Source organism: Tenacibaculum mesophilum (genome assembly GCF_003867075.1).
GTDB lineage: Bacteria > Bacteroidota > Bacteroidia > Flavobacteriales > Flavobacteriaceae > Polaribacter > Polaribacter mesophilus.
On record NZ_CP032544.1, the window covers coordinates 2,252,280 to 2,277,274 of the forward strand.

The window sequence follows — 24,995 nt, forward strand, 5'->3', positions numbered from 1 at the left end:
GAATGAAAACTATACTTAAAATATTATTCATCATCTTTTTACTTTGGATGATAACTGGTGCTTACCTTTTAAACACAGAGCACCCTAAAGCACAAGTAGTAATAGGACTAGGTGTTTTATACATGTCTTTTATATTAATGCCTTTATTTATCTACTATAGATATAAAGATGGTAAGTATAAAAAATATATTATCAACTCTGATAAAGACAAAAAAAAAGCTAAAGATTAATCTTCAGCTTTTTTACTTTATTTTGCTCTCTATTGTAAGGTAGGTGAGTAATTTGTTGGGTAATCATCTGGTTTAGCTAAACCGTCTTTACCTAAGGTAAAATTAGATCCGTATGTAGCATCAATAGCAGCTAACATTTTATTAGCCATTAACGCATATCCTCTAGCTGTTAAATGAATTCCATCTAAACCAACTAAACCACCTGTTACTAAACTAGTATTCATATTATAATTCCCAAACTCTAATCCAGTAGTAGAAGCTTCTTGTAAAATAGCTTTAAAATCTACAAAAGCCAACCCTTTTGCTTCAGCCACCGATTTAATAGTTGCATTATAAGAATCCGTAGCATTCTTAACTCTACTTACCTCATCTTTTGTTAATACCCATTTATCTTCAAGAGGTAATGAAACTCCTTCTACAGAAAACATTCCTGCTAGTTCTTGTGATAAACCTTGTGACATTAAAAACGCAACTGAATCTGTATTAACTTCACCTATAATCGCACTACTTGGTAATACTAATAAGTCTTCTTCTGTTGCTTGTCTTGCTTGACCGTAATAAGTACCTAATAAACCTGCTACTTTTTGTAATGTAGTTGCATCAGTAGGTAATCCAAAACTTGCCACAAAAGGAGGGAAAGTAGGACTTGCTAATAAAGCTCCAACAATTTGAGCTGTCTTATTATCTAAAGACTCATCTTTAATTACAACTGCATTTGCAGCATCTGTGGTAAAAACAATTGATCTTTCTGGAACACCAATTGCTTCAAAAACTCCGTTAATAGCCCCAAAAACATTATTTAATGTTGGTATTTGCGCTCCAAAATCAGGGTTACTAGGATCTAATGGCGCATAAGGAACTGTTGTAAAGTAAGGTAACGATGTTATATAAGGTAAATTAGCTACGACTCCTTTTCTATCTCCCGCTGCTAAAGCATCAACGGTACTTGAAAAAACAGAAGCAAAAAGATTTGAATTAGTAATATCATTTGCTCCATAACTTGTTGGATCTAAGTTTCCTGTTTCATTATGATCTTCTCCTACACCACCAGCTATAGAGTATCCTAAAACATCATTTCCTCCTATTTCAGATAATGTAAAAAATGTTGGTTGCTGTACTAATACATCTTGTATAACACTTGCCATAGGGTTAGATGCCATTCTTACATAATAAGGGTTTGCATTTGGTAAAGCTGCTAATGCTCCATAACCTTCTACTCCTAGGTGAAAGCTTTTTAACCCAGGGATTCCCATGTTATTATATGGTCCCGTTTGTATATTACTTATCTCTGTTGTAGGTGTTTTTGATAACCTTGCTGGCCCATCACCATTAAAATAAAACCTTGGCTCTCCTTTTTCTTCTCCTCCTATTAAAAAACCACCTATGTTATCATTCATTAAAGGTTGTGTAAAATCGCCTCCACCAACCATAGCAAATTTACTAGCTAAAATATTTGGAAAAGAGTTTTCTTGAGAAGATTTAAATAAAGCCCCATCTGAAAATCCTGCTGTAAAAGAGGCTCCTACTGCTACATATTTAGAAAAATCTACACTACCAGCTTCTAGTGTTACATTGTTTTCCGCTTCTCCTTTAATCTCAGGTAATGTATTATCTACGTCACAGGCGGCTAACCCTAAAAATAACGCAGACAAAAAAGTATATTTAATTGTATTTTTCATTGTTTCTTTTTTAGTTATTGATAGTCCAAGAAATGTAATATTGAGAACCTACAGCTCCTACTCCTGGCGCACTTAAGTATTCTTCACCTGTTAAATTAGATCCTCCTACTTTAAATACTGATTTAATTGAAGGAACAGAATAATTAATTTGAGCATCAAGAACTGTTCTTTCTTCAATTGTTCCTTCTAAGAAAGTAGACTGCCAATAAAATTCATTTTGCCAACGAGCACTTACATTAAATCCAAAGTTTTCAAATAAATTTGTATGTCCAAATTGCATTTTTACTTTATGCTCTGGTGTGTTAAATCCAGCTTCAAAATCAGGATCAGAAGCTTGATCAAAATCAAACTTAGACCATGTATAGTTTAATCCAACATCAAACCCGTTAAATACTTTTGTGTTTAATCCTAACCCTACTCCATAAGAATTAACATCTGCCGTTGAATTTGTTTTTACACTAAATGTTCTTACTAAGTCTCTATTAGTTAAGTTATTTATGGTAGCTGGCGTATTTGGGTCTACTAGTACAACTACATCTTTATTAGAAATAAAGTCAGAATACATATTATAATATGTACTAAAATCAATAGATAGTTTGTTTTCTCCTAAGGGAAGTGCCGCACGATATCCAACTTCAAAAGATTTAACTTTTTCTGGCTGTACTAAAGCTGTCTTAACTAATGTAGGATCAGGAATATTTGGATTATTTGGTTCATTCGCTTTTCTACTAATTGAAGCAGCAGAATACCCTCTATTAAGAGCATCTTGACCCGTTAAAGTAAATGTTCCTGTAGTTGTTTGAACAGCAGTTGAAAAACGATCAATATTGTCAGGAGCTGTTCCTAAAATAAAGCCTGCTCCTGTTGCCAAACCAATATACTGGTCTTGGGTAGTTGGGTTACGGAAACCTGTTTGGAAAGACGCTCTAAAGTTATGGTTCTTGTTTTCTCCTGCTGCATAGGCTAAAGAGACTCTTGGTGTAACATTTCCATCAAAATTATCAGACTTATCATAACGGATAGATCCTGTAAACTTCAAACGGTCATCCATCATTTTCTTCTGAACTTGTGTATATACACCGTACTCTCCATATTTAATAGGCCCATCACTATCAGTATAAATAGTACCAAAAGAGTTAAGCTTGTACTGCCTGTAAGAACCTCCTACTTGAACTTCAGCCCAATCAATGTAATCACGTAAGTTTAAGTTTGCATCTGCATGATAGTAACTTGTATTATCTCTAAATCTAGACCCTGTCATTAAATCTGGATCAGCAGTTACTTCATTAAATAGTCTTGTAAACTCAGCAGAACCTGCTTCTGGTCTGTTCCTATCAGCAAAAGCTCTTGCTTGATTATGATTGCTTGCCTGTACTCCAGGAACGGATCCTAAATACGCAGCTGCATATTCTCCAAACCAAACTGAGTTCTCTTTCCATTTACTGTTTATATTTATTGCAGCAAAACGAGTATCATAAGAATCTCCAGCGTCTTCACCTGCATAATACCCTCTTACAAAAAAGTTTTTACCTCTTACTTCTAGTTTATGTTGCTCCATAAAGAAGTTAGCAAGATTATAACGGTTTTGTCCTTGATAAATGGTATTACCTGTACCGTATTTTGAATTCCAAATTATTTCAACACGGTCATTTCCCAATGGACGGTAATGAATAGCTCCATTAAACTTTACACTTTTAGCTTCGTTAGACATTAAGTCTACTTCTCTATACCCTGTTCTACTAACATTTCCTATTGCTCCTCCTAAATTAACAGATACTTCATCTCCATATATATTTGCTCCATCATAATTTGGATCATCAGTATGATTCATACCTGGAATATATGTACCACCGATACCTGTTGTGTTTCTGTAATCAGTTGCATGCCATTCTTCTCCTTTTAAGTAAGAAAAACTAGCTTTAACTGCAAAATAATCATCAAAAGCATGTGCCATTTTAATTGTAGCATCATAATATCCATTATCTCCTGCTGCTTCTTGACTTGTTAAGCCTGTTTTTAGACCAACACTAATACCTTGCTCGTTAAACGGGTTCTCACTACGCATTAACATAATACCGTTAAAAGCATTAGCTCCATATAAAGCTGAAGCTGCTCCTGGTAAAATTTCAACGCTTTTTACATCTACTTCAGAGATTCCCAATAAGTTTCCTATGGCAAAATTTAATGCTGGTGAAGCATTATCCATACCATCAACTAACTGTACAAAACGCTCATTACCAAAGGTAGCAAAACCACGTGTATTTACTGTTTTAAATGTTAAGCCTCCTGAGTTAATATCAACTCCTTTTAAATTTTCTAATCCATCATAATATGAAGCAGAAGCTGTATTCTTTATTGCTCTTGAATCAAAACGCTCAATTGTTACAGGTGATTCCATAACTCGTTCTGGAGTCCTTGAAGCTGATACAACTACCTCATCTAAAGAGGTTGCGTTTTCTGTTAAGCTAATTTCAACAACTTGGTTGTTTTTTGTTATCTCAACTGTTTTTGTTTGATACCCTAAGGAAGAAATTTCAATAGTAAACGGAGGAGTATCTGTTACCGTCATTGTAAATTTACCATCAAAATCAGTAGACGTTCCTACTGTCTTTCTCGAAACTTTAATGTTTGCTCCCGGTAATGGTCCGCCAAGCGAAGCATCACTAACCGTACCTGTAATAGTAGTTTGAGCAACCATTATTGCTGTACCAAATAGCACAAATGCAACAAGTAATAGTTTTTTCATCATAATGTAAAGTAATTTGTTAACTGTAGTGCAAAATACAATTTTTTTTCATTTACAGAATATTTACCCTGTTTTTTTACAATTATACTAATTATACATCGAAAAACTTACCAAAAACAAATTTTACATTTTATTTAAATTTTTATTATTTATCATCTCATACAAATTGTATTTTTGCTTAAATTTATTAGTTATCTTGGAAGTTATACATTCTCTTTTTGACCTTAACCCTTCTCAAAAAACAATAATCACCATCGGTACTTTTGATGGAGTGCATATTGGGCATCAAAAGATTATTGAAAAGTTAGTTAGTGAAGCAAAAGCTAGTAATAAAAAGTCGGTGTTACTAACATTTTTTCCTCACCCAAGAATGGTATTACAAAAAGATGTTTCTATTAAGTTAATCAATACTATTACCGAAAAAGCTCAACACCTAGAAAAATTAGGGTTAGATTATTTAATAATTCATCCTTTTAGTAAAGAGTTTTCAAGACTTACCGCTTTAGATTTTGTTCGTGATATTTTAGTTAATCAACTAAATATTTCTAAACTGATTATTGGTTACGATCACCATTTTGGTAAAAATAGAGAAGGTAATATTGAACAATTAACAGAGTATTCTCATTTATATGATTTTACTGTTCAAGAAATTCCCGCTCAAGATATTGATGATGTATCAGTTAGTTCTACCAAAATTAGAAAAGCTCTTGCTAACGGGCATTTAAAAACAGCTAATAATTACTTGGGATATAATTTTTCTCTTACTGGAAAAGTTGTGAATGGCAAACAACTAGGAGGAAAAATAGGTTTCCCTACCGCAAATATTGATATCCCTGAAGATTATAAATTAATTCCTAAAACAGGTGTTTATATAATAAAATCTATTATTGAAAACACTACTATTTATGGAATGATGAATATTGGTAATCGACCAACAGTTGACGGTGAACACCAAACAATTGAAGTACACTATTTCAATTTTAACCAAAATCTATATTGTAAAGAATTAACTATTGAATTACTTTACTATTTAAGAAATGAACAAAAATTTGATTCTGTTTCTTGTTTAATTTCTCAACTGAAAAAAGATAAACAGAATTCGTTACTTTTTCTAAAAAGTTACGTCAAACCCTAACCTTAAAACTATACTTAAAGCCCCCCGGTTTCAAATATTTTTAGAATTAGTATTATTGACGTAACTACACGCAAAGTTAATTTTTTTAACCCCTATATAATGACAAGTATGTCATTATGTATTTCATATGTTTTTAAGAATTTGTATCAAAAAAAGAATGATGCTGTCAAAAAAAGAGGTTACTTTAAAAAAGGTAGCACTTTGTGTAAAAGCTTTAAGAGAAGAATACCACATTACTTCAAGTGAATTTTATATTGATACTGGAATACACCTAGCTAGAATAGAACAAGGAAAAACAAATGTTACTATCACCACTCTTCAAAAAATATGCGACTATTTTAATATTACTTTATCTGACTTCTTTGTAATGCTCGAAGAAATTTAGTACACAAAACACATTGCTTAAGTCTATAGCTTCTTTTATCTTTGCTTTTCTTAAAAAATTAAAAAGATGTTACAGGTTCAGTTTATTAGAGAAAACAAACAAACTGTTTTAGACGGATTAGCAAAACGTAATTTTGCTAATGCCGAAACAATTATTGAAGAAGTATTAACTGCTGATGAAACACGTAGAACTACACAAGTTTCTTTAGACACTATTTTAGCTGAATCTAACAAAATATCCAAAGAAATTGGCGGGCTTTTTAAGTCTGGTAAAGTTGAAGAAGCAAATCAACTAAAAGCAAAAACAGGTGAATTAAAAGAGCAATCTAAACAGTTAACAGAAGAATTAAATTCAGCTGCAGAGAAATTAAACGAATTATTATATCAAATCCCTAATATTCCTCACCCATCAGTAAAAGCAGGAAAGAATGAAGAAGATAATGAAGAAGTTTTTAAAGAAGGTATTGTTCCTAATTTAGGAGAAAATGCATTACCTCACTGGGAATTAGCGAAGAAATATGATATTATTGATTTTGATTTAGGTGCTAAAATTACGGGTGCAGGTTTTCCTGTTTATAAAGGAAAAGGAGCTCGTTTACAACGTGCTTTAATCAACTATTTTTTAGATAAAAATACCGCTGCTGGGTATAACGAAGTACAGGTTCCTCATTTAGTAAATGAAGCTTCTGGTTTTGGAACAGGACAATTACCTGACAAAGAAGGACAAATGTACCATGTAACTGGAGATAACTTATATTTGATTCCTACTGCTGAGGTTCCAGTAACTAATATGTTTAGAGGCGATTTAGTTAAAGAGGCTGATTTACCTATTACAGTTACAGGTTACACTCCTTGTTTTCGTCGAGAAGCAGGAAGTTATGGAGCGCATGTTCGTGGATTAAATCGTTTACATCAATTTGATAAAGTTGAGATTGTTCGTGTTGAGCACCCTGACAATTCATACAATGCTTTAAACGGAATGGTAGAACACATTAAAGATATTTTACGTGAGTTAAAATTACCATATCGTATTTTACGCTTATGTGGTGGAGATACAGGGTTTACTTCTGCCTTAACATTCGATTTTGAATTATACTCAACAGCACAAGAGCGTTGGTTAGAAATTAGTTCTGCTTCAAATTTTGAAACTTTTCAAGCAAACCGTTTAAAGTTACGCTTCAAAAATAAAGAAGGTAAAAGTCAATTAGTACATACACTAAATGGTAGTTCTTTAGCTTTACCTCGTGTATTGGCTGGTATTTTAGAAAACTACCAAACTGAAAATGGAATTAAAATTCCTGAAGTACTAGTTCCTTATTGTGGTTTTGATATAATTGATTAATCAATTATAATATAAAAAATGAAAAAACCCCAAGCCTCAATTACGATGCTTGGGATTTTTAATTAATCAATCCCCATTGAAAAAAATATGTTTAATTGGCAACTACTGCTACCATTAATCTCTTGTATTTATTCATTTCTAACAAAGCTTCAAAATACTGAGGTATTTGCCCTTTTCTCATAAATTCATTTGCATTCTGCTTTGCTAACTCATATTGTGTCGTAAAATTTCTCATAGTTTACACTGTTTAGTTGTTTTATTAATAAGACAAAGTTCGTGCCAAAATGTTACACTTCTATTTAAAAAAGCATCTCTTTTAATAGTATTTTAACAATTATGTTCTGTATTTTTGGTAGATAAAACCGCTCTTAGCTGAATTAAACATAAAGCAAAACGCTTAAACTTTTCCAAAATGAAGAAAATCATTATTCTATTTAATTTACTCATTTTAAGCTTATTTTGTCACGCACAACAAAATGAGTTTATTATTGCTGAAAATTATTTTAGAAATAATGAGTATGAAAAAGCCATTCAATTATACAAAAGGCTGTATGATCAAAGCCCCTATAATACAACCTATTTAAAAAAACTAATTACTTGTTATCAAGAAACAGAACAATTTATAGCTGCTGAAAATTTACTCACTCAAAAACTAAAAGAACGACCCAATTTATCTTACTTATATGTAATTCTAGGTTATAATAGTGAACGACAAGAAAAAATAGAAGATGCTAATGAATACTATCAAAAAGCAATTGAGTCCATTAATAAAAAAGCTAATTATGGTTCTTTAATAGCTGGTTTATTTAAAAATTACAGCAAGTTAGATTTAGCTATTGAAGCTTTTAATAAAGTAATGGAAATTAACCCAAAAGCTAATTATGGATTTCAATTAGCACAAATTTATGGTGAAAAAGGAGATTTTGAACAAATGTTCAAGTCGTATATTGATCTGGTTGATAAAAACGAAGGCTACCTCAACAATGTAAAACGTTATGCTGGTAAATATTTAACTGATGATAGCGAAGAGGAAAATAACATTTTGTTTAAAAAAGCGCTATTACGAAAGTCGATAAGTAACCCCAAAGATATTTGGAACGATTTACTTTCTTGGTTATTTATTAGGCAAAAGCAATACAGCAAAGCCCTTATTCAAAACAAAGCATTACTTGCAAGAAACCCTGATAATTTGGGTAAAATTAATGATTTAGGTAAAATAGCTTTAGAGAATAAAGACTATGAAACTGCAAAAGAGTGCTTTGATCTTATTATTGAGAAAACGAATTACCCAAGAGATAAGTTCAATGCCATAAACAACAACCTAAAAATAGCAATTGAGACAAAACAACCTGATGTAGAGGAGCGTTTTAATTCCATCTTCAAAGAATACGGAATTAACTCAAAAACACTTTTCACACAAATAGAGTATGCTAATTACTTAACCTTTACAAAAAACAATCCAGAAGAAGCATCTATCATTTTAAAGAATGCCTTAAACTTTACCAATTCAAAATTTATAAAAGCAACTATAAAACTTAAACTTGGTGATGTTTTTGTTTATATGGGTAAGTTTAACAAAGGGCTAATTTATTTTTCTCAAGTTCAAACACTGTTCAAAAATAATTACATAGGTCAAGAAGCCCGCTTTAAAGTAGCGCAAGCTTCCTACTTTAAAAATGATTTTACTTGGGCAAAAGCTCAACTAAAAGTTCTAAAAGGATCTGCTACACAGCTTATTGCCAATGATGCTGCCGATTTGTTCTTAACAATTTCAGATAACGAGCCTAAAGATAGCATTGGTACAGGTTTAAAAGAATATGCGAAAGCTGATTTATTAGCTTATCAAAATAAAAATGACGAAGCAATAGCTATTTTAAGTAATATAATTACTAATTACAGTGGGCAACCTATTGAAGATGAAGCCTTATTTAAACAAGCTCAATTATTTGTTAAAAAGAAACAATATGATAAGGCTATTTTAAATTACACTAAAATAATAGCCCTAGATAAAAAAGGCATTTACGTTGACGATGTATATTATCACATGGCTGAATTATATAATAACGAATTAAATAACTTAGAAAAGGCTAAAGAATACTATCAAAAGATTATTTTTGACCACCCGTCGAGTATCTACCTAGTAGAAGCTCGAAAAAAATTTAGAAAATTAAGAGGAGACGATATTTAATAAACCAAGTTTGAAAATTTATCAATTACTTTATTTTCAAACTTCCAAATTAAAAGAAATGTACATATACAATGTAACAATAAATATAGACGAAAGTATACATGCAGAATGGTTAACATGGATTGAAAGCCATATACCTGAAGTATTAGCTACAGGACACTTTTTAAGTGCTAAAATGACACAAGTGTTGGTTGAGGAAGAAATGGGAGGTATTACCTACTCTATTCAATATACCGCGAAAACACGTGAAGATTTAGATAACTATTATAAATATAGCGCAGACAAACTACGTAATGACGGATTAAAAAAGTTTGCTGATAAAATGCTTGCTTTTCGAACTGAATTGAAAATAGTAAATGAATTTTATCCTACAGTGAATAGTAACTAGAGATGCAAGAAAAAATCTATCAAAAGAAAAAACTACTTATAATAATAGGCATACTCATAGCAACTTTAGGTGGAGTCATGGGGTATTGCACTTATGAAAATAATCCTTGGGAAACCATTAGTGGAGTAATTAGTGGGATAGGTTTTGGACTAACATTTATAGCGTTAACAATAAAATCGCCAACCAAATAGATACAATAAAAATGACCGTAAGAGCTAAAAAACATTTAGGACAGCATTTTTTAAACGATGAAAACATTGCAAAAAAAATAGCTGATACTTTAACTGAAAACGGATACAATAATGTATTAGAAATTGGTCCTGGAATGGGGGTTTTAACAAAGTATTTATTAGAAAAAAAAACTAAGGTTACCGTAATGGAACTAGATTCAGAATCGGTAACCTATTTACAAGAAACATTTCCTGTTGAACATATTAAGTTAGACACTTCAAAAGAGAAGTTTACCATTATTGAAGGTGATTTTTTAAAAAAAGACTTTACCAAAATATTTGATAAGCAACAAGTAGCCATTATTGGTAACTTTCCTTATAACATTTCTTCTCAAATCGTTTTTAAAGCTATTGAAAACCGCGAATTTGTTCCTGAGTTTTCAGGAATGTTTCAAAAGGAAGTTGCTCAACGAATTGCAGAAAAAAAAGGAAGCAAAACCTACGGAATACTCTCGGTATTAACACAAGCTTTTTACAATGCTGAATACTTATTTACCGTACCTCCTTCTGTATTCAATCCACCACCAAAAGTAGATTCTGGAGTTATTAGACTTATCAGAAAAGAGAACTATACACTTCCTGTTGATGAAAAATTATTTTTTAGAGTGGTAAAAACAGCTTTCAATCAACGAAGAAAAATGTTACGTTCCAGTTTAAAATCTTTTAATCTTTCGGATACCTTAAAAGAAGACCCTATATTTGCGATGCGTCCCGAACAATTATCGGTGCAAAAATTCATTGAGTTGACACAAAAAATAGCTCAAAATAATAGTTAAGAGTCCTTTTTAGACAAGAACAAGTCTTCTTTTTGAATTAGATTTCAACATATTCAAAACCTCGATAATCGAGCAAAATTGCAAGTAATGGCACTAGAAATCACAAAAGACTTATTAGAAAACGTAAAAGAACTGATTCAGCAACAAAAAGACACAGCTCTTTCTGAAGTTTTTTCAGATATTCACTATGCTGATATTGCTGAAGTTTTAGATGAACTCACTTTTGAAGAAGCAGTTTACATTATACGTTTATTAGATAGCGAAACAACTTCAGATGTATTAATGGAAGTTGATGAAGGGGTTCGTGAAAAAGTTTTTGAACAACTTTCTGCCAAAGAAATTGCCGAAGAGGTTAATGAACTTGATACCGATGATGCTGCCGATGTTATTGCCGAACTTCCTGAAGAGCGAAAACAAGCTGTTATTCAAAAAATTGAAGACAGAGAGCACGCTAAAGAAATTGTAGAGCTACTTCGTTATGATGAAGACTCTGCTGGGGGTTTAATGGCAAAAGAGCTTGTAAAAGTTAATGAGAATTGGAATGTGCTTACTTGTGTTAAAAAAATGCGACTGCAGGCAGAAGAGGTTACTAGAGTTCATTCTATTTATGTAGTTGATGATGAAGGTAAGCTAAAAGGACGTTTGTCTTTGAAAGACTTGTTAATGGCATCTACTCGTTCTAAAATTTCAGATGTCTACATTCCAAAAGTAGATTTTGTTCATGTACACGACGATGCCGAAGATGTAGCTAACATCATGCGTAAATATGACCTAGAAGCTATTCCTGTTGTGGATGAATTAGGTGTTTTGGTAGGTAGAATTACTATTGATGATATTGTTGATGTAATTAAAGAAGAAGCTGAAAAAGATTATCAATTAGCCGCAGGTATTACTCAAGATGTTGACTCCGAAGATAGCATTTTACAATTAACGCGAGCTCGATTACCATGGTTATTCTTAGGTTTAATTGGAGGTATTGGAGCAGCAAGAATTATGGGTTTTTTTGAAGGTGCTTTAGAAGATAATGCTGTTCTCTTTATGTTTACACCTCTTATTGCTGCTATGGCTGGTAATGTAGGGGTACAATCTTCTGCCATTATTGTTCAAGGCTTAGCTAATGATGATGTAAAAGGAAGTGTTACTAATAGGTTATTAAAAGAAATGTCTTTAGCTGCTGTAAACGGACTTGTTTTAGCTATTATTTTGTTTTTCTTTATTTGGGTTTGGAAAGGAGACATAACAATTGCCTCTGCTATTTCATCTTCTTTATTTGCAGTAATTATTGTTGCTGGTTTAGTGGGTACTTTTATTCCTTTATTTTTAGATAAAAGAGGCATAGATCCAGCTATTGCTACAGGACCTTTTATTACAACAAGTAATGATATTTTTGGAATCTTAATCTACTTTTCAATAGCCAAAATAATTATTGGTTTTTAATCTATTGATTCTACTTTTTCTATCAGGTTATCAATCTTACTTTCAGGAATAAATCCTTTTAGCATTAATACAGCACCAAAAACAATTAACAATACTCCCATTCCTCGTTTTATTCGATAAATAACTAATGGAGTTAGCCTACTTTTTAATTGTTTAGCAAGTAATATTTTTCCTAAATCTGTAATTGCGTAGCCTGCTATTACAGTACCAAAATACCAAACTAAGTACTTAGGATTCATATCGTATGTTGGTCCTATAACCACGATTAAACCAAGCCAAAAGGCTAATACACCTATATTTATAAAATTTAGGAAAAAACCTTTAAAAAGAAGCTTTAAATAATTATTGCTTTCTGGTAAAACAACATCAGGAGCTTCTGCTTCTTTCTTATTATTTTTATCTAAATAAGTAATTAACCCATAAATAATAAGCACCAATCCTCCAATAAGAAACAAGCGTGGATCATCTTTTATTTTTTCCAACAGACTTCTACTTCCAAAATAGGCTATTAACATAAATGAAATATCACCTAAGATCACACCTATATCAAAGGCTATTGCCGCACGAGCACCTTTTAAAATACTTGTTTTAATGAGCATAAAAAATACTGGCCCTATCATAAAAGCCATGAAAACACCAACAAAGAAGGCGTTTTTAAAGTCGTAAAAATCCATTTTATAAAGTTACGGTTTTACTTATACATCATCAAAGTCTACTACAACTTTCTGCGTCGTAGGATGCGCTTGACAAGTAAGTATTAAACCTTCTTCTAACTCATCATCAGTTAAAATAGAGTTTTTGGTCATAACAGCTTTACCTTCTGTAACTTTTGCAATACAACTACTACAAACACCTCCTTGGCAAGAATAAGGAGCATCTAATTTATTTCGTAAACTTGCAGCTAAAATAGTATCTGTTTGCTTCATTGTAAAGCTAGTCTCTTCATCATCTAATACTACTTTAATTTCTGTTTCTCCTTCTTTTATTAAATCTGTATTTTCCTCAGCTGTAGAAGCTGTAAATAATTCAAAGTGAATGGCGCTTTTTGATAAACCATTTTCTTTAAGTGTTTCAGAAGCTATCTTAATCATTTCTTCTGGTCCACATAAAAAAGCTTCATCAAATACTACTTCTTTATAAAGATTCTTTACAAAGTAGTTTATGTGTCCTTTGTCAATTCTTCCAAACAATGTGTTCTCTTTACGCTCTCTACTATACACGTAATGTAAATTAAATCGATCAGGATACTCTTGTTGTAATAAATTTAAATCATTATAAAAAATAGTATCATTAATACTTTTGTTACCATAAACTAGCGTAAAGGTTGATGATGAATCTTCTAAAACGCTTTTAATCATTGATAACACAGGGGTAATACCACTACCTGCTGCAAAAGCAATATAATTTTTGTTGTTTTCAGGAGTTAATATAAATTTTCCTTCAGGAGCTGCTACTTCTAATTCATTTCCTTTTTTTAATTGAGTAGTTGCAAATGTTGAAAATTTCCCGTTTTCAACAGCCTTTACTGCTACTTTTAGTTGATTACTTTTCGGTGCAGCACATATAGAATAAGCTCTACGAACTTCTTCTCCTTTAATTATTGTTTTTAAAGTAATGTATTGTCCTGCTATAAATTGAAACTTGCTTTTTAAATCTGCAGGAACATTAAAAAGTATTGAAACAGCATCTTTTGTTTCTTTTATTATTTCTTCTATTGTTAATTTATAAAAAGTACTCATGTAGTCTAATTTGAACAGCAAAAATAACAAACTCAACACGAACAAAAGTTAGGGTTTTACAAAAAGTACATTTAAGATTTTCATACATAAGTAAATTATGTATATTTGTATACCTAAAAATCTTAGGTATAAGAAAACTCATAATCATGGGAAATCAAAAACTATATAAAGGATCATTACAAACTATTATTTTAAAATTATTAGCTCAAAATGATAAAATGTACGGGTATGAAATAACACAAAAAGTAAAAGAGCTTACCAAAGGTGAATTAAAAATTACTGAAGGAGCTTTATACCCAGCTTTACATAAATTAGAAGCTGAAGGATTGTTGGATGTTGAAGTTGCTAAAGTTGGCAATCGCTTACGTAAATATTATAAACTCACGGAAAGCGGCACAAAAGAAACAGTTAATCGTCTTTCTGAAATGCAGGAGTTTTTAAACACCATGCAACAATTGGTAAATCCTAAGTTTAGTTTGGAGTAATTTTTTTAGCTATGGAATTAACAAAAGAACAAATTAAAAGAATAGATATCTTCTTAGAAGGAATAGGAATTGAATATATCGAGATCCGTTTTGAAATGGTAGATCATATTGCTACTGATATTGAAAATACAGTTGAAGATACGAATGCTTTTTTTGAAGGCAAAGGTTTTCAAGTACCTTTTATAAAGTATATGTTGAGCAGAAAAAAAGCTCTAAAAAACCGATATGAAAAACAAACTAAAAAATTACATTGGTATTATACTAAAACTATTTTAAAAGACATCTTAAAAAAAGTCATATATCCTAAAAATGTACTCGTTATACTTTTCTTTTCGTTTATATGCTTCTTTTTTGGTCCTAAATATGTTAAAGAAACTTCTGTTTTTATTTTTAGTTCATTAATGCTAAATCTTGTATATACGTCATATGTTTCCTATAATTTCACAAAGAAATATAAGCTTCTTAAAATTGTAAAAACTTACTCTTTTGTAAGCTCAGTTGTTATTATTATTGCTTTAAACTTTCCTAATTTTTTAGATATTTTTTATAATGGTAATTATCAAAAAAGTGCTATATATGTTTATCTAACTGCTTTTGTTTTTAATTACTTACTCTCTCAAAGTTTTCTAGAAAAAAGAGATTTTATTGAAAAAAAATATCAGTATTTAATTCAATAGCTATGCAACTAACCGACCAACATATAAAACAATTATACAAGTTTACACGTCAACATTTTGTTGAGCATTATGATGTGCAAACTGAGTTAGTAGACCATCTTGCTAACGATATTGAACAAATTTGGAAAGAAAATCCAACACTAACTTTTGAGCAAGCTCGCGATAAATCGTTTAAAAAATTTGGTGTGTTTGGATTTATGAATGTAGTAGAAGAAAAACAAAAACAGATGAATAAAAAATATTTTCTAATTATTTTAGGTTTTGTAAAACAGTGGTTTTCTATTCCTAAAATAGTATTAACATTCTCTATGTTTTATTGCTTCTATCTTTTATTACAGTTTTCTTTTTCTAAAAATTTATTTAATGGATTTTTCTTTATAGTTATCCTAATAGAGTTTTTTATGTTGTTCAAAAAAAGGAAAAAATTAAATGTAAAATTCAAAAAAACAGGAAAAAAATGGATGTTGGAGGATATTATACAAACTCAAAATCATGGAAATGTTGTATTTCTATTATTTTACATTTTTCAATTTATAACTCCTAGTTCATATGAAAACCTAAGTGGTTTTACTTCTGTAATCATAGCTTTTGTTACTACACTAGCAATTATTATTGGTTACATAAGTTTAATAATCATACCCAATAAAGCTAAAAAACTTCTCGAAGAACAGTATCCAGAATATAAATTTACCAACAATTAAAAATTTAAGAAATAAATAATACAAAAATCTAACCTATTTTTTCCCTTCAACAACAATAACAATTTCACCTTTAGCAGGTTTTTCAGTATAATATGATAGCACTTCTTTTACACTTCCTCGTTTGGTTTCTTCAAACAATTTTGTCAATTCTCTAGAAACAGATATTTGCCTGTCCTCTCCAAAATATTCAGCAAAATTTGCTAACGTTTTTAATAATTTATGCGGACTCTCATAAAAAATCATAGTACGTGTTTCTTCTGCTAAGAATTGTAAACGTGTTTGACGTCCTTTTTTTACAGGTAAAAAGCCTTCAAAAACAAATTTATCATTCGGTAAACCTGAGTTTACCAATGCAGGTACAAAAGCGGTCGCTCCTGGTAAGCATTTCACCTCTATATCGTTTTGTACACAAGCTCTGGTAAGTAAAAAACCAGGATCTGAAATTGCAGGAGTTCCTGCATCTGAAATTAAAGCAAAAGTTTCACCACTCTGCAAACGTTTTACAATCGTTTCAACCGTTTTGTGTTCATTATGCATATGATGAGATTGCATAGGTGTAGCAATATCATAGTGCTTTAACAACTTCCCACTTGTACGTGTATCTTCCGCCAAAATATAGTCTACTTCTTTTAAAATATTGAGTGCTCTTAGCGTAATATCTTCTAAATTTCCAATCGGTGTAGGTACCAAATACAGTTTACTCATACAACAAAGCTACAACAAAGTTTTCTTACATTTGTCCTATGCCAAAAAAGCTGTTAAAAAATATTGATTTTCCTTCGGATGTAAGGAAATTAACACCTGAAAACCTACCGCAACTAGCAAAGGAATTGCGTGAGTTTATTATTGATGTGGTTTCCACAAAAGAAGGGCATTTAGGTGCAAGCTTAGGTGTGGTTGAACTAACCATAGCACTTCATTATTTATTTGATACTCCTAACGATTTACTAGTTTGGGATGTAGGACATCAAGCATACGGACATAAAATTTTAACAGGAAGAAAAGACGTTTTTCATACTAATCGTCAATTTGGCGGAGTTTCAGGATTTCCTAAACGCTCAGAAAGTGAGTACGACACTTTTGGTGTAGGACATTCTTCTACTGCTATTTCAGCTGCTTTAGGAATGGCAATTGCCTCAAAATTACAAGACATTGAAAAGCATCATATTGCGGTGATTGGTGATGCCTCTATCGCAAGTGGAATGGCTTTTGAAGCGTTAAACCATGCGGGAGACACTAATGCTAATTTGTTGGTTATTCTCAATGATAATGCGATTGGAATTGATCCATCGGTAGGTGCGTTAAAAGATTATCTAACAAAAATCAAAGCCCCTCGATTAGAGATTGAACAGCATAATATTTTTGAAGCATTAAACTTCGATTATTCAGGCCCTATAGACGGACATAATTTTGAAGAGTTACTACGTGAACTAGATCGATTAAAAAAGATTCAAGGTCCGAAATTTTTACACGTAATTACTACCAAAGGAAAAGGGTTACGACAAGCAGAACAAGATCAAGTAAAATATCATGCTCCTGGAAAATTTGATAAAGTTTCTGGGGATGTATTACCTAAAGAAGAAAGTAAATACACCAAATTTCAAGATGTTTTTGGAAAAACCATTGTTGAACTAGCACAACAAAACGAAAAAATCGTAGGAATTACGCCTGCTATGTTAACTGGAAGTTCGTTAAAATTTATGATGCAAGAGTTTCCTGATAGAACATTTGATGTAGGTATTGCTGAACAACATGCTGTAACCTTAGCTGCAGGTATGGCTACTCAAGGATTGGTTCCTTTTTGTAATATTTATTCTACCTTTTTACAACGGGCTTACGACCAAGTAATTCACGATGTAGCTCTACAAAACTTACCTGTAATTTTCTGTTTAGACAGAGCTGGATTAGTAGGTGAAGACGGAGCAACACATCACGGTGTTTTTGATTTGGCATATTTACGTTGTATACCTAACCTAATTATATTTGCTCCTCGTAACGAAATTGAGTTGCGTAATATGATGTTTACCGCTCAACAAGGGTTAGAGCATCCAGTTGCAATTCGTTACCCAAGAGGTAAGGGAAAACTAGAACAATGGCAGCTTTCTTTTGAAAACATTGAAATAGGAAAAGGAGCTTGTTTAAAAGAAGGAAATCAAGTAGCTGTGTTGTCTGTAGGAACTATTGCTGATAATATCTCTGAAGCGGTTAATCAGCTTGAAAATAAAGAATTGGTTGCACATTACGATTTACGCTTTGTAAAACCTTTAGATGCCCAACTTTTAGATACTATTTTCGACAAATTTGATACCATTATCACTGTTGAGGATGGCACTATCAAAGGTGGATTTGGAAGTGAAGTATTAGAATATGCTTCCGAAGTAAACTACCAAGGAAAAGTGAAACTATTAGGAATTCCTGATGAGTTTATACATCACGGTACGATTCAACAATTACAAGAAGTTTGTGGAATAAATGTTAATTCAATTAAAAAAACAATTCAAGATTTATTATAAAAGAAAAGCGAACCAACTTGGTTCGCTTTTTAACTCTTTATTTCAAAATCTATTTCTTCATTATCTTTTCAGAAAGTTTCTTTTGTCCTAATTCATCATATATTTCAACAATATAAATTGAGTTATTTGAAATTGTAGAAACATCTATTGAGTTATTAATTACAGGTATTTCTATTACTTTTCTTCCTGATACGTCTACTATTTTTGCAATCCATAAAAATGTATTCTTTCCTCCTTTAATATAAATCCTATCAACAGCTGGGTTTGGATAAATACTCATTTCTGAATTGTTTGTTTCTTCTGTTTTTTTACTTCTTAATTGCTCCTTTGCAGCAGTAGAAGTATTCAAACAAACTTGTTTGGTTTCAGATGAGCCAAAACTTCCTCCTGAAGCTAATACGTCACCTTTGCTATTTGTTATTTCATATGAACCACTTCCATAACTGCAACATATACCATCACCATATTCGTCATTAATTGTAAAATCATAACATCCTACAGGTATACATTTTGACACAGTAATAGACTCTCCATTTCCTTGAGTATAATCACCTCCGCTTATCACTGTTTGTCCATTGTTATCCTTCAAGGTCCAAGAAGTTTCGTAAGAATATTTATCAAAAGTAATTGTTACGTTTATATCCTCACATTCTGGAATCTCTCCTCCACCATTATCAGGAGATCCTGTACTATAAGTAACCATCAATTTTGGAGCACTAGCACTACTTCCATCATATGATTCTGCCGTTCGTTCACCTGTTCCAGAAATATAAAACATCATAGAGTTACCAGAACTCCAATTGGACTTGTTCACAACGTATTGTACCAGTGATTTTAAATCAGGAGTTCTTTGTGCTGTTCCAGATGCTCCAACAGAACTCCAAGAACTAGGATTCCAAGCAACCGATTGACTGTAATAACTTCTTGAAGTTATATTATAGCTTTGAGAAGTAATATCTGGTGCATTTGACGAATCTTGAATTTTGATTGTTAATGATGTGCTTCCTGAATTTGTTTCATCTGTTGTAAATTGTATATACGCATTCGTTATCGTAGCATTTGCAGGTATATTTAAGTTTCTAAATAGCATTCCTACATGCTGGTTTCCTTTTGAGCTTCCATCATAAACCAATTCTAAATCAGAACTGTTCATATACATTTGCCCTGACGATTCATATTGTTCAGCATCATCATTGGTACTATTGATTGTTGAAGTAACAGTTTTAGAAACGTTTCCTACAAAAACTAAAACTTCTTCAGAAGTAGTTTCATATCCATCATTATCTGTTGCTATTGCTTTAATAGTATATGATTGGTTATTATTTGTTGGTGTCCAGTTATAAGAATAAGGAGTACTCATATCAGTTTCTACTAAAGTATTATTTACGTAAAACTTAACACTTGAAATAGTTCCATCACTATCGGTTGCAGTAGCAGAAATTGTTACTGGAGTGTTTACGGTATGTGATGCGCCTGATGATGGATTTGTAATTGTAACTTCTGGATAGCTAACATTACTACTTATAATTGTTACTACACTTCCGTTAGATGGGTTCCATATATCTAAATTAGAGGGTATTGTGAATGGATTTTGATTTGAAACTGAACCTACACTACTCGCATTATCTACCTTAATCGTTCTAACCTCTATTTTAGATTCTTCAACAAAAATCCATTTAAATTGATTAAAGGTACTCGCATCTCTCGTCCAGTTTTTTGAATCATTCGAAGAGCGTAAAGGTGCTCCCCAGCAACCTTCTCCTACATAAACGGTTCCGTTTACATCGTCTCTAACAAAGCCTTCATCGCAATTACTTCCGCTGGAACAAGGTTTTACTGGCCATGTAGTTTTTACTGTATGAGAATCTGATTCAAATACCAAGTTCACTCCTTTGTCATAAAATAATTGAGCCCAACTAGCGTATTCATCATTTCCTTCTGATTTTGATGATACGTGTGGACGCATCGGTTTATGGTATTGAGCCGACTTCCAAATAGAGTTATTAGCATTCAACTTTTGACTTAGCCATGAATACTGACTCCCTCCTGCAGAAATCTCAGAGTTCAATGTATAAATTGTATACAAGTTATTTCCAAATGTGATATCGTAATAAACACTCGTTGAAGGAACATTAAACAAGTTATAAATACTATTATTTGAGCCTTCGTGATTTCCTCTTGTTGGTACAATAGGAAACATTCTTCCGTCACTTGCTGTTGTGTATTGCCAATCGTTAAACCAATCTTGCCATTCAGAGCTAGAGTCTCCATTAGTCATATCTCCTCCAAAAAACACTGCAGTTGGTTTTAATTTAGAAACTAATAAGTTAGCATCTCTTCTCGGTGTTCTATTGTTTCTTGAATCTCCTCCTGCAATAAACGACATTTTATCATTGGTGCTTGGAGCTGTTTTAAACCAGAATCGACTACTCACCCCTTGGCTATCTTTAATTACAAAATAATAGTTTGTGTTAGGACTCAAACCCGTTAGTTTAGCAAAAGTATTACTCATTCCTTTATAAGAAACTGAACGGTCTACAGATTTAGAGTTTGGATAATTTGACCAGTTAGTTCCATTATCAGTCGTTCCATAGTATACAATTGGGTTAGATCCTGAAATTTGGTTCCAACCAATCATTATAGTTGCTGCTGGATTGTCTGTGATGATTAATCGGTACTTATCATTAGAGGCGTAAGTACTAAAAACTGCTAAAAATAACAGTGTTAAAATAATTTTTTTCATGGTGAGGGGGCTTTTAAGTTTACTAGTTAGTTATCACAAATATATTTTTTACCTTTCAAGTTAATCGTTTGTTTTTATTAAAATTAATTATATAATAACCTGACTAACATTAACCTAACTATTCTTTTATAGTTTACTAATCTTATTTTAACAAACTAGATATCCTCTATTTTTACTTTTGTTTAAACCTTACTTTATGAGTACTAAAACCCTTCTTTCTTTTTTAAAAATTTCTTCTTTTTTTATTTTTTTCGGTAGAGCTTACCAGCATTTATTTTGGGATGCTCCATACAGAAGTTTCTTTTGGGACCAACACTTATTAGAACCTGTGATTAATTTTGTTTTTGACATTAGTTGGCAGTCGTATGTTACAAACCTAAATACAGATTTAGCTATCCAAATTTTAACTAGAAGTATTGGTGTTTTATACTTAGTATGTGCAATCATTTCAATAATAATAAATGAAAATTCAAAAAAATGGATGCGTTGTATCTTAAAATTAGGTGCAGTAAGTTTAATTTTTTTAGCTTTAATGATTACCAAGAATAAGTTTTTTCACCTTATAATGTTTTTTGAGCACACTATTCAGTTTGGAGTTCCTATTGCTTTATTATATTTCTTAAAACACAAAAACGCACTTCTTTTACTTTTTTATCTTAAAGTTTTTATCGCCCTAGCTTTTATATGTCATGGAATGTACGCTATTGGTATTTTTTATCCATTACCTGGTAATTTTGTTACTATGACCTTAAACATCTTACCTGTACAAGAAGAAATGGCTAAAAACCTATTATTCGTAGCTGGTGTTTTAGATTTTATCATTGCTATTGCTATATTTATTCCCAAACTTTCAAAACCAGTCCTGCTATATGCTTGTTTTTGGGGGGGTGTAACTGCTTTGGCTAGAATTTTTAGCGCTTTTCACTATGATTTTTCTTTGAGTATTATGCACCAATACTTATACTTAACAATATATAGGCTTCCTCACGGGTTGGTTCCTTTATTAGTATACTTATATCTATATAAGAATAGCTTAGAAAACAAAAAGGTCAAAACTTAAATAAGCTTTGACCTTTTAAATGATTGAAAATATTATTCTAGTTATTTAAAGCTTCTGCCCCACCAACTATTTCTAAAATCTCGTTTGTAATTGCAGCTTGACGTGCTTTGTTATAAGTTAATAATAACTCATCACGTAGTTCTGTTGCATTATCTGTTGCTTTATGCATTGCAGTCATACGAGCACCGTGTTCGGCAGCAAATGAATCACGAATTGCTTTGTATAATTGCGTTTTTAATGACTTAGGAATTAATTCTAAAATAATCTCCTCTTTAGACGGTTCAAAAATATAATCTAAATTAGCATTTGTTTCTCCTTCTATAGGTTGAATTGGCAAGAATTGTTCTACTTGTGGTATTTGAGTCGCTGCATTTTTAAATCTGTTGTAAATGATTTCTATTTTATCGTAAGAACCATCTACAAATAAATTCATTAACTGTTCAGCAACTTCAGCAACGTTATCAAAAGTTAAGTTATCAAAAATATCGTTTCTATTTTCTACAACGGTGTAATCTTTTGATAGAATATCGTTTCCTTTTTTACCAATTGTTAATAATTCAACAGCAGTATTATTATATTTCTCGTTAATTGTTTTAACTGTTTCTTTAATGATAGATGAATTAAAACCTCCACATAAACCTCTGTTTGAAGTTATAGTAACTAACAATACTTTATTTACTTCTCTTTCTGTTGAATATATTCCACCTGCATCGCTATCTAATGTAGCACTTAAGCTTTGTAATAATTCGGTAAGCTTAGATGAATACGGACGCATTGCTGTAATTGCATCTTGAGCTTTTTTCAACTTTGCAGCCGATACCATTTTCATGGCAGAGGTAATCTGCATTGTTGATTTAATCGAAGTAATTCTGTTACGTATTTCTTTTAAGTTTGCCATTTAATTGAACTTAAAATTTATAAAACCCCCGTTGTAACACGGGGATGCCTTTTTTGTTTTTATTAAGCTGAAAATTTAGCTGAAATTTCTTTAGCAGCGTCTCTTAAAGTATCAATTACTTCATCAGTTAATTTCCCTGCTTTTAAAGTATCTAAAGTATCTCTATGCTTCGCATTTAAGTACTCTAAATAATCTTTTTCAAATTCTTTTACCTTGTTTACAGGCACATCTTTTAACAAGTTCTTAGAACCTGCATAAATAATAGCTACCTGATCTTCTACAGTATAAGGATCGTTTTGAGCTTGCTTTAAGATCTCTACGTTACGCTTACCCTTTTCAATTACATTTAAAGTTGCAGCATCTAAGTCAGAACCAAACTTAGCGAATGCTTCTAATTCACGGTACTGAGCTTGATCTAACTTTAGTGTACCAGATACTTTCTTCATTGATTTAATCTGAGCCGAACCTCCTACACGTGATACAGAAATACCTACGTTAATTGCTGGACGAACCCCTGAGTTGAATAAATCAGACTCTAAGAATATCTGACCATCAGTAATCGAAATTACGTTTGTTGGAATATATGCTGAAACGTCTCCTGCTTGAGTTTCGATAATTGGTAATGCAGTCAAAGATCCTCCTCCTTTTACTTTAGATTTTAATGATTCTGGTAAATCATTCATATCTTTTGCAATAGAATCATCAGCAATTACCTTAGCAGCACGTTCTAATAATCTTGAGTGTAAGTAGAATACATCCCCTGGGTAAGCCTCACGTCCTGGAGGTCTTCTTAATAATAAAGATACCTCACGATACGCTACTGCTTGCTTAGATAAATCATCATAAACAATTAAAGCTGGTCTACCAGTATCACGGAAATATTCTCCAATTGCAGCTCCTGCAAATGGTGCATATACCTGCATAGGTGCAGGGTCAGATGCATTTGCAGCAACGATAGTTGTATATGCTAACGCTCCTTTTTCTTCTAACATGTTAGCAATTGCTGCTACTGTTGAAGCTTTTTGACCGATAGCTACGTAGATACAGTACACTGGTTGTCCTGCATCATAAAATTCTTTTTGATTTAAGATAGTATCAATAGCAACAGTTGATTTACCTGTTTGACGATCTCCAATGATTAACTCACGTTGACCACGTCCTACTGGAATCATTGCATCGATAGATTTGATACCTGTTTGCATTGGCTCAGTTACAGGCTCACGGAAGATAACTCCTGGTGCTTTACGCTCTAAAGGCATTTCAAAAGTTTCCCCTTCGATTGGTCCTTTACCATCGATTGGTTGCCCTAAAGTGTTAACAACACGTCCTACAATTCCTTCTCCAGCTTTTAAAGAAGCAATTCTTTCTGTACGTTTTACAGTAGATCCTTCTCTTACTGAAGTAGAAGCTCCTAATAATACAACACCTGCATTATCCTCTTCTAAGTTTAATACGATACCTTCTAATCCGTTATCGAATTCTACTAATTCTCCGTATTGTACGTTAGATAATCCATAAACACGTGCAATACCATCACCTACTTGTAATACAGTCCCTACTTCATTTAATGAAGCTTTAGACTCAAAATTTGTTAATTGTTCCTTTAAAATTGCTGATACTTCAGCTGGTTTAATTGCTGCCATC

At 32.0% G+C, this 24,995-nt stretch carries 23 protein-coding genes; 14 read left to right on the top strand and 9 right to left on the bottom strand.

The annotated features are described in order from the left end of the window. The first annotated feature begins 2 nt into the window (after positions 1–2). Positions 3–230 carry a hypothetical protein gene (locus D6200_RS10185; protein ID WP_047788172.1) on the top strand — a complete coding sequence of 76 codons (228 nt, stop codon included), beginning with the start codon at positions 3–5 and terminating at the stop codon, positions 228–230. A gap of 29 nt (positions 231–259) precedes the next feature. On the opposite strand, the gene D6200_RS10190 is transcribed toward D6200_RS10185, so the two are convergent. Then, complete coding sequence (locus D6200_RS10190; RefSeq protein ID WP_047788171.1) at positions 260–1,909, bottom strand: SGNH/GDSL hydrolase family protein; 1,650 nt, start codon at positions 1,907–1,909, stop codon at positions 260–262. A gap of 10 nt (positions 1,910–1,919) precedes the next feature. Beyond that, on the bottom strand, positions 1,920–4,658 hold the full coding sequence (locus tag D6200_RS10195) for a TonB-dependent receptor (RefSeq protein ID WP_125064412.1): 2,739 nt from the start codon (positions 4,656–4,658) through the stop codon (positions 1,920–1,922). Positions 4,659–4,851: 193 nt separating this feature from the next. Between D6200_RS10195 and D6200_RS10200 the strand changes: the two genes are divergently transcribed. From D6200_RS10200 to serS, 3 genes are all read left to right on the top strand, one after another. Next, positions 4,852–5,790, top strand: a complete 939-nt coding sequence (locus tag D6200_RS10200; RefSeq protein WP_047788169.1) for a bifunctional riboflavin kinase/FAD synthetase — start codon at positions 4,852–4,854, stop codon at positions 5,788–5,790. A 157-nt stretch (positions 5,791–5,947) separates the two neighbouring features. Then, entirely contained in the window at positions 5,948–6,175 is a 228-nt protein-coding gene (locus D6200_RS10205) for a helix-turn-helix domain-containing protein (RefSeq protein WP_047788168.1), read from the top strand. 66 nt (positions 6,176–6,241) lie between these two features. Continuing rightward, on the top strand, positions 6,242–7,516 hold the full coding sequence (serS, locus tag D6200_RS10210) for a serine--tRNA ligase (protein ID WP_073182435.1): 1,275 nt from the start codon (positions 6,242–6,244) through the stop codon (positions 7,514–7,516). Positions 7,517–7,607: 91 nt separating this feature from the next. Here serS and D6200_RS15320 read toward each other — a convergent pair whose 3' ends face one another. Beyond that, the gene (locus D6200_RS15320; protein WP_164505161.1) at positions 7,608–7,751 is read right to left on the bottom strand and encodes a hypothetical protein; all 144 of its coding nucleotides are present in this window, start codon (positions 7,749–7,751) and stop codon (positions 7,608–7,610) included. Positions 7,752–7,928: 177 nt separating this feature from the next. Between D6200_RS15320 and D6200_RS10215 the strand changes: the two genes are divergently transcribed. The 5 genes from D6200_RS10215 (at position 7,929) to mgtE (ending at position 12,535) form a co-directional block, all read left to right on the top strand. Beyond that, positions 7,929–9,704, top strand: a complete 1,776-nt coding sequence (locus tag D6200_RS10215) for a tetratricopeptide repeat protein (protein ID WP_073182434.1) — start codon at positions 7,929–7,931, stop codon at positions 9,702–9,704. 58 nt (positions 9,705–9,762) lie between these two features. Next, positions 9,763–10,092 (top strand): DUF4286 family protein, encoded by a 330-nt coding sequence (locus D6200_RS10220; RefSeq protein ID WP_047788165.1) that lies wholly within the window; start codon positions 9,763–9,765, stop codon positions 10,090–10,092. A gap of 2 nt (positions 10,093–10,094) precedes the next feature. Then, complete coding sequence (locus tag D6200_RS10225) at positions 10,095–10,283, top strand: hypothetical protein (protein WP_047788164.1); 189 nt, start codon at positions 10,095–10,097, stop codon at positions 10,281–10,283. 11 nt (positions 10,284–10,294) lie between these two features. Further along, complete coding sequence (gene rsmA, locus D6200_RS10230) at positions 10,295–11,098, top strand: 16S rRNA (adenine(1518)-N(6)/adenine(1519)-N(6))-dimethyltransferase RsmA (protein ID WP_073182433.1); 804 nt, start codon at positions 10,295–10,297, stop codon at positions 11,096–11,098. 87 nt (positions 11,099–11,185) lie between these two features. Then, a complete protein-coding gene (gene mgtE, locus D6200_RS10235) occupies positions 11,186–12,535 on the top strand; it encodes a magnesium transporter (protein ID WP_073182432.1) in 1,350 nt (449 codons plus the stop codon). Here the strand turns inward: mgtE and D6200_RS10240 are convergent. Then, a complete protein-coding gene (locus D6200_RS10240; protein ID WP_047788161.1) occupies positions 12,532–13,209 on the bottom strand; it encodes a LysE family translocator in 678 nt (225 codons plus the stop codon). The genes mgtE and D6200_RS10240 overlap by 4 nt on opposite strands. A gap of 21 nt (positions 13,210–13,230) precedes the next feature. Next, complete coding sequence (locus D6200_RS10245) at positions 13,231–14,274, bottom strand: ferredoxin--NADP reductase (protein ID WP_073182431.1); 1,044 nt, start codon at positions 14,272–14,274, stop codon at positions 13,231–13,233. Between the two features lie 146 nt (positions 14,275–14,420). Here D6200_RS10245 and D6200_RS10250 point away from each other — a divergent pair, with 146 nt between their 5' ends. From D6200_RS10250 to D6200_RS10260, 3 genes are read left to right on the top strand one after another with little or no spacing between them, the layout of a single operon-like run. Next, on the top strand, positions 14,421–14,759 hold the full coding sequence (locus D6200_RS10250) for a PadR family transcriptional regulator (protein ID WP_047788159.1): 339 nt from the start codon (positions 14,421–14,423) through the stop codon (positions 14,757–14,759). An 11-nt stretch (positions 14,760–14,770) separates the two neighbouring features. Further along, positions 14,771–15,436 carry a hypothetical protein gene (locus D6200_RS10255; RefSeq protein ID WP_047788158.1) on the top strand — a complete coding sequence of 222 codons (666 nt, stop codon included), beginning with the start codon at positions 14,771–14,773 and terminating at the stop codon, positions 15,434–15,436. Positions 15,437–15,438: 2 nt separating this feature from the next. Continuing rightward, entirely contained in the window at positions 15,439–16,137 is a 699-nt protein-coding gene (locus tag D6200_RS10260; protein WP_073182430.1) for a hypothetical protein, read from the top strand. A 33-nt stretch (positions 16,138–16,170) separates the two neighbouring features. Here D6200_RS10260 and rsmI read toward each other — a convergent pair whose 3' ends face one another. After that, entirely contained in the window at positions 16,171–16,842 is a 672-nt protein-coding gene (rsmI, locus tag D6200_RS10265; protein ID WP_047788156.1) for a 16S rRNA (cytidine(1402)-2'-O)-methyltransferase, read from the bottom strand. A 38-nt stretch (positions 16,843–16,880) separates the two neighbouring features. Between rsmI and dxs the strand changes: the two genes are divergently transcribed. Continuing rightward, complete coding sequence (gene dxs, locus D6200_RS10270) at positions 16,881–18,650, top strand: 1-deoxy-D-xylulose-5-phosphate synthase (protein WP_073182429.1); 1,770 nt, start codon at positions 16,881–16,883, stop codon at positions 18,648–18,650. A gap of 49 nt (positions 18,651–18,699) precedes the next feature. Here the strand turns inward: dxs and D6200_RS10275 are convergent, their stop codons facing one another. Continuing rightward, on the bottom strand, positions 18,700–21,393 hold the full coding sequence (locus D6200_RS10275; RefSeq protein WP_073182428.1) for an Ig-like domain-containing protein: 2,694 nt from the start codon (positions 21,391–21,393) through the stop codon (positions 18,700–18,702). A gap of 196 nt (positions 21,394–21,589) precedes the next feature. On the opposite strand from D6200_RS10275, the gene D6200_RS10280 reads away from it, so the two are divergent. Beyond that, entirely contained in the window at positions 21,590–22,453 is an 864-nt protein-coding gene (locus D6200_RS10280; RefSeq protein WP_073182427.1) for a hypothetical protein, read from the top strand. A gap of 37 nt (positions 22,454–22,490) precedes the next feature. Here the strand turns inward: D6200_RS10280 and atpG are convergent, their stop codons facing one another. Both atpG and atpA read right to left on the bottom strand, forming a co-directional pair. Continuing rightward, positions 22,491–23,351, bottom strand: coding sequence for an ATP synthase F1 subunit gamma (gene atpG / locus D6200_RS10285; protein WP_073182426.1), 861 nt, complete (start codon positions 23,349–23,351; stop codon positions 22,491–22,493). Positions 23,352–23,413: 62 nt separating this feature from the next. Then, the gene (atpA, locus tag D6200_RS10290) at positions 23,414–24,994 is read right to left on the bottom strand and encodes a F0F1 ATP synthase subunit alpha (protein ID WP_047788151.1); all 1,581 of its coding nucleotides are present in this window, start codon (positions 24,992–24,994) and stop codon (positions 23,414–23,416) included. Position 24,995: the final 1 nt, after the last annotated feature.

Coding starts and splice junctions, on each gene's coding strand:
- serS (WP_073182435.1), top strand. CDS start 6,242: ATGTTACAGGTTCAGTTTATTAGAGAAAACAAACAAACTGTTTTAGAC.
- rsmI (WP_047788156.1), bottom strand. CDS start 16,842: ATGAGTAAACTGTATTTGGTACCTACACCGATTGGAAATTTAGAAGAT.
- dxs (WP_073182429.1), top strand. CDS start 16,881: ATGCCAAAAAAGCTGTTAAAAAATATTGATTTTCCTTCGGATGTAAGG.
- atpA (WP_047788151.1), bottom strand. CDS start 24,994: ATGGCAGCAATTAAACCAGCTGAAGTATCAGCAATTTTAAAGGAACAA.
- D6200_RS10185 (WP_047788172.1), top strand. CDS start 3: ATGAAAACTATACTTAAAATATTATTCATCATCTTTTTACTTTGGATG.
- D6200_RS10195 (WP_125064412.1), bottom strand. CDS start 4,658: ATGATGAAAAAACTATTACTTGTTGCATTTGTGCTATTTGGTACAGCA.
- mgtE (WP_073182432.1), top strand. CDS start 11,186: ATGGCACTAGAAATCACAAAAGACTTATTAGAAAACGTAAAAGAACTG.
- D6200_RS10205 (WP_047788168.1), top strand. CDS start 5,948: ATGATGCTGTCAAAAAAAGAGGTTACTTTAAAAAAGGTAGCACTTTGT.
- D6200_RS10275 (WP_073182428.1), bottom strand. CDS start 21,393: ATGAAAAAAATTATTTTAACACTGTTATTTTTAGCAGTTTTTAGTACT.
- D6200_RS10225 (WP_047788164.1), top strand. CDS start 10,095: ATGCAAGAAAAAATCTATCAAAAGAAAAAACTACTTATAATAATAGGC.
- rsmA (WP_073182433.1), top strand. CDS start 10,295: ATGACCGTAAGAGCTAAAAAACATTTAGGACAGCATTTTTTAAACGAT.
- D6200_RS10220 (WP_047788165.1), top strand. CDS start 9,763: ATGTACATATACAATGTAACAATAAATATAGACGAAAGTATACATGCA.
- D6200_RS10255 (WP_047788158.1), top strand. CDS start 14,771: ATGGAATTAACAAAAGAACAAATTAAAAGAATAGATATCTTCTTAGAA.
- D6200_RS10245 (WP_073182431.1), bottom strand. CDS start 14,274: ATGAGTACTTTTTATAAATTAACAATAGAAGAAATAATAAAAGAAACA.
- D6200_RS10215 (WP_073182434.1), top strand. CDS start 7,929: ATGAAGAAAATCATTATTCTATTTAATTTACTCATTTTAAGCTTATTT.
- D6200_RS10250 (WP_047788159.1), top strand. CDS start 14,421: ATGGGAAATCAAAAACTATATAAAGGATCATTACAAACTATTATTTTA.
- D6200_RS10190 (WP_047788171.1), bottom strand. CDS start 1,909: ATGAAAAATACAATTAAATATACTTTTTTGTCTGCGTTATTTTTAGGG.
- D6200_RS10240 (WP_047788161.1), bottom strand. CDS start 13,209: ATGGATTTTTACGACTTTAAAAACGCCTTCTTTGTTGGTGTTTTCATG.
- D6200_RS10280 (WP_073182427.1), top strand. CDS start 21,590: ATGAGTACTAAAACCCTTCTTTCTTTTTTAAAAATTTCTTCTTTTTTT.
- D6200_RS10260 (WP_073182430.1), top strand. CDS start 15,439: ATGCAACTAACCGACCAACATATAAAACAATTATACAAGTTTACACGT.
- atpG (WP_073182426.1), bottom strand. CDS start 23,351: ATGGCAAACTTAAAAGAAATACGTAACAGAATTACTTCGATTAAATCA.
- D6200_RS15320 (WP_164505161.1), bottom strand. CDS start 7,751: ATGAGAAATTTTACGACACAATATGAGTTAGCAAAGCAGAATGCAAAT.